This is a genomic window from Micromonospora sp. H61 (assembly GCF_018070325.1).
In the GTDB taxonomy this organism is placed as follows: Bacteria; Actinomycetota; Actinomycetes; order Mycobacteriales; family Micromonosporaceae; genus Micromonospora; species Micromonospora salmantinae.
The window spans coordinates 37,771-52,736 of the sequence record NZ_JAGPXY010000008.1; the positions used below are offsets into that span (position 1 = coordinate 37,771).

The window sequence follows — 14,966 nt, forward strand, 5'->3', positions numbered from 1 at the left end:
GGGACCAGGTCAGTTGGTGGTGACCAGGTCGAACTTCTCCCACTGGCCGATGGAGGTCCGGTTGGCGATCAGCGGGGACCCGCCTGCGTTGTCGGCGGCGACGTAACGGTTGTTCACGGTGGCCCGCAGGCTCACCGTGCCGTCGGAGTTGCGGACCAGCTGGAAGGTCTCCCAGGCGCCGGCGGTGGCCCGGTTGGCGATCAGCGCGGCGGCACCGGCGTTCTCGGCGGCGACGAACTGCCCGTTGCCCTTGGCGCGCAGCGCCACGTTGCCGTTGGCGAGGTTCACCAGGTCGAACCGCTCGGTGGTGTTCACCGAGGTCTTGTTGGCGATCAGCGGGGTGGTGGCGTTGGGCGCGCTGACGTACTGGTTGTTGGCGCGGGCCCGCAGGGTGGAGCCGCTGGCGGTGGGCGGCGGGGTCGTGGTGCGCGGCGAGCAGTCAGCCGTCACGGAGCCCGCGGCGACCTGGAGGCCGCCGAGCAGCATCCGGGTGAAGTTCGGGTCGGTGTACGACGCCTCGGTGTGTCCGAGGCCCGTGTACCAGGCACGCCCGCCGCCGTACGCCTTGCACCAGGTGATCGGGTGGTCGCCGCCCATGTTGCCGCCGCTGTAGGACGACTCGTCGAGGCTGGCCAGCACCCGGGCGCTGGACCGGGGGTTGGTGCGGTAGTTGTACCACTCGTCGGAGCGGACCCAGGTGGTGCCGAGGTGGGCGGTCGAGGGGTTGGTCTGGTCCTCGATCTTCACCGTGGCGTTCTGGATCGCCGGGTGCGAGTCGAACCATGCTCCGACCAGCGAGCCGTACCACGGCCAGCTGTACTCGGTGTCGGCCGCGGCGTGCACGCCGACGTAGCCACCACCGGCGGCGATGTACGACTCGAACGCGCTCTGCTGGCTGGCGTTGAGGACGTCGCCGGTGGTCGACATGAAGACCACTGCCTGGTACTGGGCCAGGTTGGAGGTGGTGAACTGCGCGGCGTCCTCGGTCGAGGTCACTGTGAAGCCGTTGGCCGAGCCGAGCTGCTGGATCGCGGCGATGCCGTTGGGGATGGACGAGTGCCGGAAGCCGGCGGTCTTGCTGAACACCAGGACCTTGGTCAGGGGTGCCGCCGAGGCGGGGGTCGGCAGTGCGACCAGGCTGGCCAGCATGACGGCCAGGCCGGTGACGAGTGCCAACAGGCGGGGACGGGAACGCATGGTCTTGCTCCTCTGCTGAGCGTCGACCTCAGGCTGTGCACACGGGCAGGCCGGAGGCCGCGATGGCGGTGGTGCCGAAGCCGGGCCGCCGATGCTCGGCTGAGGTGCTGCGGGGTGGTGGGGGGTGCAGGGGTGGGTCGCTGAAACCAGCCGATGACGTGGACCACCCACATTGGACGATCAGAGTTCATCGACTGGCATCGTTGACGCAGTAAACCTCCGATGTCTACGCCCCGTCAAGCCCAGGTGCTCCGGTCCGAGCGCGCCAGTGCCCGGCCGGCGGCCGTGTTGAGGTGAGACGTATGACGTATGCTCGATGCCATGGTCGCCGACGAAGATCGAGCACGGCTCGCCCGGGCAACTCGTGGCGCTGCCGGCTGGCCGTCGCGCGGCCAGCCTCGCCGCCCTACGCGGGGCTGCGGGTGCCCCGGGTCGCCATCAGAATGAGATCGGCGATCGTCTCCGGGTGGGTGACCATGGCCAGATGCGATGATTCGACCTCGATGGTCGTCGCGTTCATCCGATCGGCCAGAAACCGCTCCAGCTCCGGCGCTGTGGTGCGGTCCTGTGTGGAGATCGAGTAATAGCACTGCCGGTCCCGCCAGGCGGCCGTCGTCGTCCGGCCCCCGAAGAGGTCCTTGGCGATCGGGCCCTGCACCGCGTACAGGGCACGGGCGCGGGTCTCCTCGATTCCACCGGCGAAGTCGTTCAGGAAAGCGCTCTCGCTGAGCTGCGCGTACCCGTCGTGGTGCACGAGGCCGGCGTTCGCCGGCGGCGTGGGATATTTCGCCGCGAGCGCGGTGTAGTCCTCGCCGGCGTCCGGCGCGCGGGCCGCCACGTACACCAGGGCGGTGACCCTCGGGTGGTTGCCGGCCTCGCTGATGATCGTGCCGGCCCAGGAGTGGCCCACCAGCACCGTCGGCCCGTCCTGGCGGTCGAGGGCGCGGTTGGTTGCCGCGACGTCGTCGGCCAGGGAGGTCAGCGGGTTCTGGACCGCGGTGACCGTCAGCCCGGCCCGCTGCAGCAGCGGGATGACGTCGGACCAGGACGAGCCGTCGGCGTACGCGCCGTGGACCAGGACCACGTTGCGGGCGGGCTTGGCCGAAGACGTGTCGCTCATCCGAAACCTCCGCACGACGCCGTGCCGTCGCTCGCTCGTCGACGACAGCTCTCGCCCGCCACTCTTCCCCACGCCGGTCGGGGCGGTGGGCCGAACGCCCAGGCTTCAGCCCCTCAACGCACCGTTTCCGGTGCGAGGGCGCGCCAGTTCAGGCGGTCCCGGTAGTGGTGTCGCAGGACCAACCAGCTGACCGAGAACGGGATGGCCCCCATGGCGACGACTCCCAGGACGTTCGCGCCGGCCACGTCGAAGACCGCCCCGACGTCGCCGAACAGCTGAGCGACCGTCTGGAACGCGACGTGTAGGCCGATGCCGGCCCAGATGTCACCGGTGGCGGCACGGAAGGCGCCCAGCAGCAGCGCGAAGACGAGGAAGAGCGCCAGTCGGTCGACGGATCTGGCCGCCCCGATGAGGAACCCGAACACTGTGAACAGCACTGCCTGCCCGACGACGGCCTGCCAGGCGGGCAGCCGGGTGGCGAGGTGGTGTTGCAGGTACCCGCGGAAGACCAGCTCCTCCGGCAGCGCCTCCTTCAAGAAGACGAGCACGACCAGCAGCGCCGCCGCCCGCAGCACGTCCCCGACGGACGTCCGGACACTGATCTCGACCCAGCCGAGACCGAGGCAGAGCGCGAACCCCGCCGCGGCGGGAACGAGCCAGCAGGCCATGCCGAACAGCAGACGCCGCCAGCCGGCGCGCAGCGACGGCAACCCGAGGCCGGCCCAGGGCCGTCGGTCCAGGACGCGACGGGCGACGACCACCAGGGGTACGACGACAGCGGTGGTGAGGACCGCCCCGATCGCGTGGGTGGGCCGGTCGTAGTCACTGTCGAGAGGGGCGCCCAGCAACAGCCAGACCAGCACTGCGGCGGTGGCCACGACGAGGATCCGCCAGGGCAGGGCGAGACGAGATCCGGCGCTCACCACGCGCAGCGTAGCCGGCGGCGTCAAGGGCGGACGGTCAGCGCCCCAGGACGAGATAGCCGAGGCCGAGGACACCCCGGTAACCGCCGACGTACTGGCGCAACCGGTCGTCGAGTTCCGCGCGGACCTCGGCCGCACGGGGGTCCTCCGGGTACGCCAGCAGCCACTCCTGCCGTCCGGCGAGCCAGGTGGACTCGAAGTCGTCCCATTCCCGCTGGTCGGCGGTGCTCAGGTGCAGCAACCGCCAGCCCCGCCGGCGGGCGGCCTCGACCAGCCCGGGCAGGGTCGGGACCTCCGGGCCGAAGACCTCGGCGATTTCCGCGGTGGGGGACCGATCCCAGTACGCGTCGCCGAACAGCAGCCGCCCACCGGGCCGGACCACGGCGGCGAGGGCGTCGAGGGCGGCCTCGGTGCCGCCGAAGGCGTGTGCCGAGCCGATGCAGAGGACCCGGTCGGCCGGCTCCTGCCAGGCCGCCGCTTCCCCCATCACGAAGGCGACGTGCCGGTTCAGCGACCGCCCCGCGGCCAGCCGCCGCCCTCGGGCGAGCGCTGCCTCGTCGGTGTCGACGCCGACGCCGCGGGTCGCGACCGGGCCGGAGACACCGCCGGCGGCGACCGCCCACAGCAGCAGCTCACCCCAGCCACAGCCGAGGTCGAGCACCCGCGCGCCGGGGCGGACGTCGAGCCGTTGCAGCAGCAACGCGGCGTGCTCCGGCGAGAGCGGCGTGTTCCAGCGCATCCGCGCGTAACGGCTGGCGGCGAGGTGGTCGGTTGACTGCATCCGTTGAGGGTCCCAAGCCGTGTGTCGGGTCCGGCACCCGGGCGTACGGCAGGATCGGTGGAATGGACGCGGAGCCTGCGGGGCCGGCGCGGCGGCCGACCCCGCAGGAGGTGGCGGCGGCGGCCGGTCGGGGTCTGCCGGACATCATCGGCCCCGGGCTGCGCGTGCTGTTCTGCGGCTACAACCCCGGCCTCTACTCGGCCGCCGTGGGGGAGCCGTTCGCCCGCCGGGGCAGCCGATTCTGGCCGGCCCTGCACGGGGCCGGCTTCACCGACCGCCAGCTGCACTCGTGGGAACGCGACGAACTGCTGCGGCAGGGCCTGGGCATCACCAGCCTGAGCAACCGGGCCACCGCCCGCGCCGACGAGCTGACCTCGGAGGAGTTGGTGGCCGGGGTCACCGGGTTGGCGGTGAAGGTCGAGCGCCACCGGCCGCAGTGGGTGGCGATCCTCGGGGTGACCGCGTACCGGATCGCCTTCGCTCGGCCGAAGGCCGGGCTGGGCCCGCGACCGGACCGGCTGGGGCCGGCCCAGGTCTGGGTGCTGCCGAACCCCAGCGGCCTGAACGCGCACTTCCCGCTGCCGGCGTTGACCGCCGAGTTCGCCAAGCTGCGGCGGGAGCTGGACCGCTAGCCGGCCGTGGCGACCAGCCCCTGGTAGTAGGGCTGCATGGCCGGGTGGTACTCGTCGAACTCCGGGCGGGGCGAACCGTCCCGGGAGGCGACCAGCAGGTCCAGGTAGTACTCCCAACCGGCGCCCACCTCGGCGATGCCCTCCACGCTGCTCAGGTGCTGCACGAACCGCAGCTCGGTGGTGCCGTCGGTCTCGGTCAGCGACAGCTCCAGCAGCCAGCTGCCGTAGTCGTCGACCATCGACACGGCGAGACGCCGCTGCGGTTCGCACGCGTCGATGCGTACGTCACACCAGGGCTGCTGCTCCTCGTACGCCATCTGGACCCGTATGGTCCGTCCGGGCCCGGCGTCGCCCTCCCACGGGCCGAACCAGCGGGCCGTACGGTCCGGCTCGGTCAGGCTGGCCCAGACGTCGGCCGCCGGGGCGCGGAAGGTCCGGGTGAGGACGAGATCGTGGCCGGTGTCGGTCTGAAACAGGCGTCCGGCGGGTGTGCGGGTCATGCCGTGTGCTCCCTTCGGTGCTCCGCCGGGCCGCGGCTGCGGCGCTCTCGGCGGGTGCGATAGACCTCGGTCTCCAACGCGTCGAGGTGCCGGCCCCACCGGTCGACTGTGGTGAGCCCGGTGAGCCAGTCGAGCAGCGGGGCGAGCGGGCCCGGGTCGAGCCGGTAGATCCTCCGCCGTCCGACCAGCTCGTCACGGACCAGCCCGCAGTCGCGCAGCACCCGCAGGTGGCGGCTGATGGCGGGCCGGCTGATCGTGAACCGCTGGGCGATGTCGCCGGCGGAGAGGGGTTCGGCGCGCAACATGGTCAGGATGTGCCGGCGTACCGGGTCGGCGATCGCGACGGCCACCTCATCCACCCAGGAAGCGTAACCCATAGGTTACGGGTTTGCCGGTTGTGGACCGTCGACACGGCGGATCAGTGGTCGGTGGTGGGCACATGATCACCTGACCTGGCACTCTTTACGGCATGGCCGCCCTGCTTCGCTCCCGCTGGACCGACTGGACCTTCGTCGTACCCGTGCTCGCCGTCCTGGTATTGATGGTCACCTGGGGGCGGAGCCTGCCCGGCCCGATCATCGTGGTGGTCGCGGTGCTGCTCGGAGGTGCCGTGCTCGCGGCAGTGCACCACGCGGAGGTGGTCGCCCACCGGGTGGGGGAGCCGTACGGGTCGCTGGTGCTCGCCGTCGCGGTCACCGTGATCGAGGTCGCCCTCATCGTCACGCTGATGATCAGCGGCCCGGAGAAGACCCAGTCGCTCGCCCGGGACACCGTCTTCGCCGCCGTCATGATCACCTGTAACGGGATACTCGGCCTGTCCCTGCTGCTCGGGGCGCTGCGCCGTCGTGTCGCGGTGTTCAACCCGGAGGGCACCGGCGGAGCCCTGGCCACCGTGATCACCCTGGCCACCCTGAGTCTGGTCATCCCGACCTTCACCACGGCCCGGCCCGGTCCGGAGTTCAGCCCGGCCCAGCTCGCCTTCGCCGCCGTCGCCTCGCTGGCGCTCTACGGGCTGTTCGTGCTCGTGCAGACCGGCCGGCACCGCGACTACTTCCTGCCGGTCGACAGCCGGGGCCAGGTGATCGACGCGGAGGAGCACGCCAAGCCGCCCACCACCCGCGCGGCGCTGATGAGCCTGGGGCTGCTGCTGGTGGCGCTGGTCGCGGTGGTCGGCGACGCCAAGACCGTCTCGCCGACCATCGAGGCCGGCGTCGCCGCGGCGAACCTCCCGCACGCGTTCGTCGGCGTGATCATCGCCCTGCTCGTGCTGCTGCCGGAGACCCTGGCCGCCGCTCGCGCCGCCCGCCGCGATCGCGTGCAGATCAGCCTGAACCTGGCGCTCGGCTCGGCGATGGCCAGCATCGGTCTGACCATCCCGGCCATCGCGATCGCCTCGATCTGGTTGGACGGCCCGCTGCTGCTCGGCCTCGGCGGCACCCAGCTTGCCCTGCTCGCGCTCACCGCCGTGACCGCCGTCCTCACCGTGGTGCCCGGCCGGGCCAACGTGTTGCAGGGCGGCGTGCACCTGGTGCTGATGGCCGCCTTCGTCTTCCTGGCCGCCAGCCCGTGACCCGCACGGCCCGCCGGCTCGGCCCGTGACCCCGCGTGGCCTGTCGGCTCAGCCCGCGACCCGCACGGCCCGTGCGGGTCAGCCGGTGGGCGGCGGGTCGCCCGCGAGACGCTCCGCGCGGGCGTTCAGGTAGCGCTGCTGCGCCAGGTTCGTCGAGCGCGCCGCTGCCATCCGGTACGCCTCCCGCGCCGCGACCCGCTCACCCTCCAGCTCCCACAGGTGGGCGCGGGCGGCCGGCAGTCGAGGGTCGTCGGCGAGACGGGGGTCGTCGGCCAGGTCGGCGAGCAGCGCCAACCCGGCCGGCGCGCCCCGGCTCATGGCCACCGCCACCGCGTGGTTGAGCGCCACCACCGGGTTGTCGGACATCCCGAGGAGCACCTCGTACAGCGCGGTGATCTGCGCCCAGTCGGTGGCCGCCGCGCTGGGCGCCTCGTCGTGCACGGCCGCGATGGCCGCCTGGAGCTGGTACGCCCCGACCACCCCGTGCGGCAGCGCCCCGGTGATCAGCTCGACCCCCTCGGCGATCTGCTCGGCCCGCCACCGGGAGCGGTCCTGCTCGGCCATCGGCACCAGCTCACCGTGCGGGCCGATCCGCGCCGGCGCGCGGGCATCGGTGAGCAGCATCAACGCGAGCAGCCCGGTGACCTCGGGGTCCTCGGGCACCAGCCGGCGCACCAGCCGGGTCAGTCGGATCGCCTCGGCGGTCAGGTCGGCGCGCAGCAACCCGGGCCCGGCGGTGCGGGCGTACCCCTCCGTGAAGATCAGGTAGAGCACGTGCAGCACGGCGGCGAGCCGGTCGGCACGCTCCGGGCCGGTGGGCGGCGCGAACCGCAGGCCACTGTCACGGATCCGCTGCTTACCCCGACTGATCCGCCGGGTCATCGTCGCCTCCGGCACCAGGAACGCGCGCGCCACCTCGGCGGTGCTCAGCCCGCCCACCGCCCGCAGGGTGAGCGCGATCTGCGACGCCGCCGACAGCGCCGGGTGGCAGCACAGGAACAACAGGATGAGCGTGTCGTCGGCGTCCGCCGCTGGATGGTCGGCGGCGGGGGCGCGCCACTGCTCCGGCAGCACCCAGCGGGCCACAGTGTCCTCCCGCCGCATCCGGGCCTGCTCGCGACGCAGCAGGTCGGTCAGCCGACGGGACGCCACGGTGATCAGCCAGCCACGCGGATTCTGCGGTACGCCGTCGCGCGGCCAACCCTCCGCCGCGGCGATCAGCGCCTCCTGCACCGCGTCCTCGGCCGTGTCGAAGTGCCCGTAGCGGCGGACCAGCGCGCCGAGGACCCGCGGCGCCAGCTCGCGCAGCAGGTCCTCGGCGGGAGTCTCCGGCACCGGGTCAGCCGGCCAGGTCCTCGACACCGTCGAGCACCGGCCGCACGTCCACGTACCCACCGGGGGCGTCCGGGTCGACCAGGCCGGCGGCGATCTCGGTGGCCCGGTCGAAGCTGGCGCACTCCACGATGGTGTAACCGGCTAGCACCTCCTGCGTCTCCGGGTACGGGCCGTCGGTGACCACTGGTGCCCCCTCGCGCACCTGCACCCGGCGGGCGTGCACCGGCTCGCTCAGCCCTCGGGCGTCGACCAACTCCCCGGACTCGGCCAGCGCCTGGTGGAAGGTCTCCATGTGCTTGTGCATCGCCGCGATCTGCTCGGCCGACATCGCCGGCCGGTCGGAAGCCCGCCCGGACAGCACGTCGTAGTCCTGCTGCGACCCATAGAGCAAAATCATGTACTTCACGGTTCTTCCCCTCCTCCTGCAAGAGCACCACCCCGGTGCCCACAGGAAACGTCGAACCCAACCCCCGGTCCCGGACACGCCACCCCCACCTGATCTGTTGATCAAGAGGTTTCTGTCACGACACGCCGGACGGGACGACGCGAACCTCTTGATCACCGGAGCGCAGGGGGTGGTGGGTGGGGCCTAGGTTGGTGGGATGACGGTGGTGTGGGCGGTGGTGGGGGTTTTCGTTCTTGTGGCCGGGGTGGCGTCTGGCGTTGTGGTGCGGCGGGGGCGGGTCGGTGAGGTCGGGGGCGACGACTCTCGGGCTGGGCGGGACGCTCGGGAGCGCCAGCAGCGGTACGAGGCCGAGCGGCACGGTGACCAGGGTGACACGTGGCAGCGCGGTCGGGAGTCGGGCGGATGAGCGACCCTACTGGCCGTACGAGCGGCGCAGCCGGCCGTTGATCAGGTAGTTGAGGCGGTGGCGTAGGTGGCCGAGGGTGCTCTCGCTCGGCAGCTCCCCGTCGGTGGTGAGCGTCCAGCGCAGCGTGCAGTCCCCGCCGGGCAGCCCGGGAGTCAGGTCGAAGCGGATCCGGTCCAACGGTCGGTGCGGCCACAGCGACGACAGCGGTGCCCCGCGCCCACCCGGGCCCGCCGCGCGACACCACCCCAGCCCACCCGGGCCCGCCGCGCGACAGCCCATCCGGGCTCAGGGCCGTGAACCGTCCGGCCGTGCCGTACGTGAAACCGGTGACGGGCGTTTCGGTCCTATCGTCGGGGTACTAGTACCAGGCCGAGCACCGATGTCTGGGGAGGCACAGTGGGGGCACGGTTCGGACGCGACGCGCGAGGCCCGGTGGCGGGTCTGCTGATCGCCGCCCTGGTCTCCCTCGCCTGCGCCGGCGGTGGTCTGGCCGAGCCGGAGGCCGAGCGTCCCGGGGCGACCCCGTCGGCAGCGTCACCGGGACCGAGCACCACCCGGGCCGACAGCACCACCAGCGTCGCCGAGTTCGAGCAGGACGTCGCCGACGCGCAGGCGGTCGCCGAGCGGTACTGGGCGGCCCAGTTCAAGGAATCCGGGCAGCGGTTCCGACCGATCCGGCGGATCATCCCGTACCAGCGCGACGGCGAGGTGTCCTGCGGCGGCCAGTCGTTGCCCCGCAACAACGCCGTCTACTGCTCGCAGGGCGACTTCATCGCGTACGACGTCGCCTGGTCGGTGGCGGCGTTCCGTCAGGTCGGCGACGCGTTCGTGTTCTACCTGCTCGGGCACGAGTACGCGCACGCCATCCAGGTGCGGCTCGGCATCAACTACAGCTTCACCATCCAGCAGGAGTTGCAGGCCGACTGCATGGCCGGGGCGTACCTCGGCGACTCGGTGCGCTCGGGGACCCTGACCCTCGCCGAGGGCGACCTGGACGAGTTCCGGGAGGGGGTGGCGGCGGTCGGCGACGACCCGGACCAGCCGTGGTTCGCGGAAGGTGCACACGGCACCGCCGAGCAGCGCACCGACATGTTCTTCCGGGGTTACGAGGGTTCCCTGAAGGAGTGCGACCTCGGCTGAACGGGGTTGCCCGGATCACCCTGGCGCCCGTTGCCGCCACCGGCCTTGGCGGCTGCTGGCAGGATCGCCCGTGTCGGTCACGACCCTGGAGGTTCCGCTGAGCAGCCATCACCCCGCCGCTGTGCTCTTCGACATGGACGGCACGCTGGTCGACAGCGAGAAGCTGTGGGACGTCGCGTTGCAGGAACTCGCCAAGGAGTACGGCGGAGAACTCTCCGTCGAGGCCCGCCAGTCGATCATCGGTACCGCCATGGCCGAGTCGATGCGCATCCTGCACGACGACCTGGGGCAGCCCGAACGGGATCCGGCGATCAGCGCGGCGTGGATCAACACCCGGATCCTGGAGCTGTTCCGCACCGGCCTGCCCTGGCGGCCGGGCGCGTTCGACCTGTTGCGTGCGGTCCGGGCGGCGGGAATCCCCACCGCGCTGGTCACGTCAAGCCCTCGGGCGTTGGTCGAGATCGCCCTGGACACCCTCGGTCGGGACAACTTCGACACGGTGGTCGCCGGCGACGAGGTGGTGGCGGCCAAGCCACACCCCGAGCCCTACCTGACCGCCGCCCGGCTGCTGGGTGTGCCGATCGAGCGCTGCGTGGCGATCGAGGACTCACCGACCGGGGTGGCCAGCGCGCTCGCGTCGGGCGCGGCGGTCCTGGCCGTACCGGCGGAGGTGGCGTTGCCGAGCACTGTCGGCGTACACCAGGTGGAAACCCTGACCGGCGTGGACCTGGCGCTGCTCGCGGCGCTGCTGACCGATCGGGCAGCGGCGACCGGCTGACCCGCCCGGCGCGGGTCGGCGCCGCTCGGCTCCCGACCGGCCGGGGTCACCGGCGCTCGGCGAAGACCGCGGCGACCACCTGGTAGCTGTCGAACGCCCGTGCCGCCCCCGCGTACGCGGCCAGGTGGATGAACAGCTCGACGATCTCCTCCCGGCTCACCCCCGAGGTCAGCGCGATGCGCAGCTGCCCGCGCAGCGGTTCGTGGGTGCCGAGGGCGGCGGCGATCGCCACCGAGACCAGACACCGGCTGCGCAGGTCCAGGCCCTCCCGGGGCCAGGCCGCGCCGAAGGTCTGCACTGTGGCGAGACGACGGAAGTCGTGCCCCACCTCCGGCTCACCCTCGCCGAGCGGCAGAACCAACGGCTGCCCGAGCAGCCGCTCGGCGTTGTCGAGTGCCAACTGGTACGCGTCCTGATCGGTCATGTCACCGGCCCCGGATCTCCGGCCGCCCGGCTCGCGGGCGGGCCGGCGCCCTGCCGGCAGCACCAGCCTGGCAGTCGCGCACGGGTGGCCGAGGGCGAATGGGACAGGCAGAGGCCCCCGGCGCGCGGATGGCGACCGGGGGCCTCGGAAGTGCCGATCAGTCGTGGGCGATGGCGCCCAGGACGTTGATCCGGGCCGCCCGGACGGCCGGGAGCACCGCGGCCACCACGCCGATGATGGCGGCGAGACCGAGGAAGACACCCATCTGCCCCCACGGCAGGATCAGGTCGGTGATGCCCTCGTCCTTGAGGGCCTCGACCACAGCGGCGCCGAGGCCGGTGCCCACCACCACGCCGAGCAGCGCGCCGAACACCGAGATCACCACCGCCTCCACGGTGATCATCCCCATGGTCTGGGACCGGCGCAGGCCGATGGCCCGCAGCAGACCCAACTCGCGGGTCCGCTCCAGCACCGACAGGGCAAGGGTGTTGATGATGCCCAGCACGGCGATCACGATTGCCAGCGCGAGCAGGATCTGGATCATCGTGAGCAGCCCGTCGAGCGAACTGGTCTGCTGCTTGATGAACGCGTCCCGGTCCGCCACCGACACCTCGGGGCTGTCCGCGAGCAACGCCTCCACCTGCGGCTGCACGTCGGACACGCGGGTGCCCGGGTCCAGCTGGATGAAGCCCTGGATGGGCTGCGGGATGGCGAAGTCCTTCGCCGCGGTCGCCGGCAGCGTCACCGGGTTGGTCAGCTGCGACGACTCGTAGATGCCGCTGATCGTGTAGGTGCGTGCCTCGCCCCGGGTCAGCTGCACGTTGACGGTGGAGCCCACCGACCAGCCACGGGACGTGGCAGTGTCCGAGCTGGCGAGCATCTGGGTCGGCCCGAGCCGGTCGATGTCACCGGCGGTCGGCTTCGCGCCGAAGATCTGCCGCAGCGACGCGATGTCGCTGCTCGCCGCCACCCAGGTGCTCTCGCCGTCGATCCGCCCCATGTCGCCGTACTCGCCGTCGACCAACCGCACACCGGGCAGGGCCTTTGCCTGGTCCAGCACACCCGGGTCGAAGGTCGGCGGACGCGGGCCGCCCTGCTGCCCGGCGATCACCAGCTCGGCCTTGATGGTGTCCTGGGCGAGCGCGCTGATGCTGCCCTTGGCCGAGTCGAGGATCACCGTGACGCCGGTGACCAGCGCGATGCCGACCATCAGCGCGGCGGCCGTGATCGCCGTGCGACGCGGGTTGCGCCCGGAGTTGAGCCGGCCCAGCTTGCCCGGCACCGACCAGGAGAAGATCGCGCCGAGCAGGCTCACCACCGGCCGGCTGATCAACGGGGTCAGCAGCGCCACCCCGATGAAGGCGAACAGCACGCCACCGAGGATTGTCGACAGCGTCTGACCGCCGGCGTTGCCACTGAGCCCGAGGAACAGCAGCACCGCGCCGACGCCGGTGACCAGCGACCCGGCCACCGTGATCTTGGTCAACGGCCGGTCCGGGGTGGCCACGTCCTGCATGGCCGCGATCGGCGGGATCCGGGACGCCCGCAGCGCCGGCAGCAACGCCGCCACCACGGTGATCACCAGACCGACGGCGAACGAACCGATCACCGCGGCCGCCGGCACGCCGATCCCGGCCAAGGTGAGCCCACCGGCGAGCTTGCCGAACAGGAACGCCAGCAGCGCGCCCACCCCGATACCGGCGGCGAGGCCGAGCACCGACGCGATCAACCCCACCGCGATGGCCTCCAGCACCACCGAACCGATGATCTGCCGGCCGCTGGCCCCGATGGCGCGCATGAGCGCCAACTCCCGGGTCCGCTGCGCCACGATGATCGAGAAGGTGTTGAGGATCAGGAAGGTGCCCACCAGCAGTGCCACCGCGGCGAAGCCGAGCAGGATCTTGTTGAAGAAGGACAGGCCCTCCTTCAGGCTGGCCGAGGCGTCCGCGGCCACCTGCTCGCCGGTCTTCACCTCGAAGTCAGCGCCCAGGGTGCGGGCAACGTCGTCGCGCAGCTTCTCGTCCGAGACCCCGTCGGCGGCCTGCACGGTGATGCTGTTGAACACGTCCGGCTCGCCCAGCATCAGCCGCTGCGCCACCGGAGTGGTGAAGAAGACCTCGTTGACCCCGCCGATCGAGTCCCGGTCACCGCTGTAACCGAAGACGCCGACCAGTGTGAAGTCCCGCTTCTTCGACTCGAACGCGGTGAGCACGCCGACCTTCTGGCCGACCTGCACCTTCGCGGCCGTGGCCAGCGCCTTGTTGATGACGATCTCGTCCTCGGCCTGCGGCGCGCGCCCCTCGCGCAGCTTCAGCAACTCGCTCTCGCCGGTCCAGTTCTCGCCCAACTGCGGCGGACCGAACGAGGTGACGACCTTGCCGTTGCTGCCGATCACCCGGGCGCCGTCGGCGTTGACCACACCGGTCGCCGAGGCCGCCCCCGGCACCTGCTTCACCCGGTCCACCAGCGTGGCCGGCAGCGGGGCGACCGTCTGCTCGCCCTCCATCTCGTTGACCTGCACCTTCGGCTTCGCCGCGACGTTCACGTCGATCTCGGAGAAACCGTCGGCGAAGACCGAGTCGAAGGAGCGACCCAGCGTGTCGGTGAGCACGAACGCGCCGGAGACGAACATCACCCCGAGCACCACCGCCAGGCCGGACAGGATCAGCCGGACCTTACGGGCCAGCAGACTCTTCAGCGTCGCGCGGAACATCAGTTGCCCACCTCGGCCGCGGTGTCCAGCTTCTTCATGGTGTCCAGCACCGTCTCGGCGGTCGGCTCGATCAGCTCCGAGACGATCTCGCCGTCGGCGAGGAAGACCACCCGGTCGGCGTACGCGGCGGCCGTCGGATCGTGGGTGACCATGACGATGGTCTGGCCGTGCTCCCGAACCGAGTTACGCAGGAAGTTGAGCACCTCCGCGCCGGAGCGCGAGTCCAGGTTGCCGGTCGGCTCGTCCGCGAAGATCACCTCGGGGCGGGAAACCAGCGCCCGGGCGCACGCCACCCGCTGCTGCTGCCCACCGGAGAGCTGCGCCGGCCGGTGGTCCAGCCGGTCCTTCAGACCCACCGTCTCGATCACCGTGTCGTACCAGGCCGGGTCCGGCTTGCGCCCGGCGATCGACAGCGGCAGCAGGATGTTCTCCTTGGCCGTCAGCGTCGGCAGCAGGTTGAACTGCTGGAAGATGAAGCCCACCTTGTCGCGGCGCAGCTTCGTCAACCCCGCGTCGCCCAGCCCCGTGACAGTCGTCTCACCGATCGACACCGTCCCCCGGGTCACCGAGTCCAGGCCGGCCAGGCAGTGCATCAGCGTCGACTTACCGGAACCCGACGGGCCCATGATCGCGGTGAAGCGGCCACGTTCGAACTCCGCGCTGACCCCCCGCAGCGCGATGACCTGAGCCTCGCCGCTGCCGTACACCTTCCACACGTCGTTCGCCCGGGCCGCGGCCTGCGCCTGCTGGCCTACCGTCGCGGTCACGTCATCTACCTCTTCCGTCTGTCCGAAAATGCACGCCGCCCCCCGATGGTCCGGCGCGACTGTTCAATCATCGGTGCTGCACCCGCCCGCCCCGTCCAACCCTGGGGGGACCCGGCGCGGATTTCCCGCTGCGGGTGCACCCCCATGTCGCATCAGGGTTGCCCCTGAGTCGACGGCCGGTCGACCGTTTTTTCCCACGGCGGCGGGCGGCAGCACCGACACTTGCACCTGACGCCACAGGAGGGTCAACCGAACCGAGCCATCTCCGGTCACG

17 protein-coding genes are annotated in these 14,966 nt (G+C 71.7%); 5 read left to right on the plus strand and 12 right to left on the minus strand.

Annotated elements, in window-relative coordinates; all coding sequences use genetic code 11:
* Positions 1-9 precede the first annotated feature (9 nt).
* The 4 genes from KBX08_RS06590 to KBX08_RS06605 all read right to left on the minus strand — a co-directional run bounded on the left by KBX08_RS06590 (position 10) and on the right by KBX08_RS06605 (position 4,021).
* Positions 10-1,197 carry a ThuA domain-containing protein gene (locus tag KBX08_RS06590; protein ID WP_210781691.1) on the minus strand — a complete coding sequence of 396 codons (1,188 nt, stop codon included), beginning with the start codon at positions 1,195-1,197 and terminating at the stop codon, positions 10-12.
* A 406-nt stretch (positions 1,198-1,603) separates the two neighbouring features.
* Positions 1,604-2,317, minus strand: a complete 714-nt coding sequence (locus tag KBX08_RS06595; RefSeq protein ID WP_210781692.1) for an alpha/beta fold hydrolase — start codon at positions 2,315-2,317, stop codon at positions 1,604-1,606.
* A 113-nt stretch (positions 2,318-2,430) separates the two neighbouring features.
* Entirely contained in the window at positions 2,431-3,240 is an 810-nt protein-coding gene (locus KBX08_RS06600; RefSeq protein ID WP_210781693.1) for a CPBP family intramembrane glutamic endopeptidase, read from the minus strand.
* 37 nt (positions 3,241-3,277) lie between these two features.
* Entirely contained in the window at positions 3,278-4,021 is a 744-nt protein-coding gene (locus tag KBX08_RS06605; protein WP_210781694.1) for a cyclopropane-fatty-acyl-phospholipid synthase family protein, read from the minus strand.
* A gap of 62 nt (positions 4,022-4,083) precedes the next feature.
* Here KBX08_RS06605 and mug point away from each other — a divergent pair, with 62 nt between their 5' ends.
* A complete protein-coding gene (mug, locus tag KBX08_RS06610; protein ID WP_210781695.1) occupies positions 4,084-4,653 on the plus strand; it encodes a G/U mismatch-specific DNA glycosylase in 570 nt (189 codons plus the stop codon).
* Here mug and KBX08_RS06615 read toward each other — a convergent pair.
* Positions 4,650-5,153, minus strand: a complete 504-nt coding sequence (locus KBX08_RS06615; protein WP_210781696.1) for an SRPBCC family protein — start codon at positions 5,151-5,153, stop codon at positions 4,650-4,652. The two genes, mug and KBX08_RS06615, sit on opposite strands and share 4 nt — an antisense overlap.
* Positions 5,150-5,512, minus strand: coding sequence for a helix-turn-helix transcriptional regulator (locus KBX08_RS06620; protein WP_238688832.1), 363 nt, complete (start codon positions 5,510-5,512; stop codon positions 5,150-5,152). The genes KBX08_RS06615 and KBX08_RS06620 overlap by 4 nt, the downstream gene beginning before the upstream one ends.
* A gap of 110 nt (positions 5,513-5,622) precedes the next feature.
* On the opposite strand from KBX08_RS06620, the gene KBX08_RS06625 reads away from it, so the two are divergent.
* Positions 5,623-6,723, plus strand: a complete 1,101-nt coding sequence (locus KBX08_RS06625) for a calcium:proton antiporter (RefSeq protein ID WP_210781698.1) — start codon at positions 5,623-5,625, stop codon at positions 6,721-6,723.
* Between the two features lie 78 nt (positions 6,724-6,801).
* Here KBX08_RS06625 and KBX08_RS06630 read toward each other — a convergent pair whose 3' ends face one another.
* Both KBX08_RS06630 and KBX08_RS06635 read right to left on the minus strand, forming a co-directional pair.
* Entirely contained in the window at positions 6,802-8,058 is a 1,257-nt protein-coding gene (locus tag KBX08_RS06630; RefSeq protein WP_210781699.1) for an RNA polymerase sigma factor, read from the minus strand.
* 4 nt (positions 8,059-8,062) lie between these two features.
* Positions 8,063-8,455, minus strand: coding sequence for a YciI family protein (locus KBX08_RS06635; protein WP_238661275.1), 393 nt, complete (start codon positions 8,453-8,455; stop codon positions 8,063-8,065).
* A gap of 205 nt (positions 8,456-8,660) precedes the next feature.
* Here KBX08_RS06635 and KBX08_RS06640 point away from each other — a divergent pair, with 205 nt between their 5' ends.
* A complete protein-coding gene (locus tag KBX08_RS06640; RefSeq protein WP_210781701.1) occupies positions 8,661-8,870 on the plus strand; it encodes a hypothetical protein in 210 nt (69 codons plus the stop codon).
* Positions 8,871-8,876: 6 nt separating this feature from the next.
* Here the strand turns inward: KBX08_RS06640 and KBX08_RS06645 are convergent, their stop codons facing one another.
* Positions 8,877-9,047, minus strand: coding sequence for a hypothetical protein (locus KBX08_RS06645; RefSeq protein ID WP_210781702.1), 171 nt, complete (start codon positions 9,045-9,047; stop codon positions 8,877-8,879).
* Positions 9,048-9,266: 219 nt separating this feature from the next.
* Between KBX08_RS06645 and KBX08_RS06650 the strand changes: the two genes are divergently transcribed.
* Both KBX08_RS06650 and KBX08_RS06655 read left to right on the plus strand, forming a co-directional pair.
* Complete coding sequence (locus KBX08_RS06650) at positions 9,267-10,010, plus strand: neutral zinc metallopeptidase (protein WP_210781703.1); 744 nt, start codon at positions 9,267-9,269, stop codon at positions 10,008-10,010.
* Between the two features lie 121 nt (positions 10,011-10,131).
* Positions 10,132-10,788 carry an HAD family phosphatase gene (locus tag KBX08_RS06655; protein ID WP_210781762.1) on the plus strand — a complete coding sequence of 219 codons (657 nt, stop codon included), beginning with the start codon at positions 10,132-10,134 and terminating at the stop codon, positions 10,786-10,788.
* A gap of 46 nt (positions 10,789-10,834) precedes the next feature.
* Here KBX08_RS06655 and KBX08_RS06660 read toward each other — a convergent pair whose 3' ends face one another.
* The 3 genes from KBX08_RS06660 to KBX08_RS06670 all read right to left on the minus strand — a co-directional run bounded on the left by KBX08_RS06660 (position 10,835) and on the right by KBX08_RS06670 (position 14,692).
* Complete coding sequence (locus KBX08_RS06660; protein ID WP_210781704.1) at positions 10,835-11,212, minus strand: carboxymuconolactone decarboxylase family protein; 378 nt, start codon at positions 11,210-11,212, stop codon at positions 10,835-10,837.
* Between the two features lie 157 nt (positions 11,213-11,369).
* A complete protein-coding gene (locus KBX08_RS06665) occupies positions 11,370-13,925 on the minus strand; it encodes an ABC transporter permease (RefSeq protein ID WP_210781705.1) in 2,556 nt (851 codons plus the stop codon).
* Positions 13,925-14,692 (minus strand): ABC transporter ATP-binding protein, encoded by a 768-nt coding sequence (locus tag KBX08_RS06670; protein WP_210781706.1) that lies wholly within the window; start codon positions 14,690-14,692, stop codon positions 13,925-13,927. Before KBX08_RS06670 ends, KBX08_RS06665 begins: the two co-directional genes overlap by 1 nt.
* Positions 14,693-14,966: the final 274 nt, after the last annotated feature.

Excerpts from the sequence above, each read along its gene's own strand:
- KBX08_RS06590 (WP_210781691.1), bottom strand. The coding sequence starts at position 1,197 with ATGCGTTCCCGTCCCCGCCTGTTGGCACTCGTCACCGGCCTGGCCGTC.
- KBX08_RS06595 (WP_210781692.1), bottom strand. The coding sequence starts at position 2,317 with ATGAGCGACACGTCTTCGGCCAAGCCCGCCCGCAACGTGGTCCTGGTC.
- KBX08_RS06605 (WP_210781694.1), bottom strand. The coding sequence starts at position 4,021 with ATGCAGTCAACCGACCACCTCGCCGCCAGCCGTTACGCGCGGATGCGC.
- mug (WP_210781695.1), top strand. The coding sequence starts at position 4,084 with ATGGACGCGGAGCCTGCGGGGCCGGCGCGGCGGCCGACCCCGCAGGAG.
- KBX08_RS06615 (WP_210781696.1), bottom strand. The coding sequence starts at position 5,153 with ATGACCCGCACACCCGCCGGACGCCTGTTTCAGACCGACACCGGCCAC.
- KBX08_RS06625 (WP_210781698.1), top strand. The coding sequence starts at position 5,623 with ATGGCCGCCCTGCTTCGCTCCCGCTGGACCGACTGGACCTTCGTCGTA.
- KBX08_RS06635 (WP_238661275.1), bottom strand. The coding sequence starts at position 8,455 with ATGATTTTGCTCTATGGGTCGCAGCAGGACTACGACGTGCTGTCCGGG.
- KBX08_RS06640 (WP_210781701.1), top strand. The coding sequence starts at position 8,661 with ATGACGGTGGTGTGGGCGGTGGTGGGGGTTTTCGTTCTTGTGGCCGGG.
- KBX08_RS06660 (WP_210781704.1), bottom strand. The coding sequence starts at position 11,212 with ATGACCGATCAGGACGCGTACCAGTTGGCACTCGACAACGCCGAGCGG.
- KBX08_RS06665 (WP_210781705.1), bottom strand. The coding sequence starts at position 13,925 with ATGTTCCGCGCGACGCTGAAGAGTCTGCTGGCCCGTAAGGTCCGGCTG.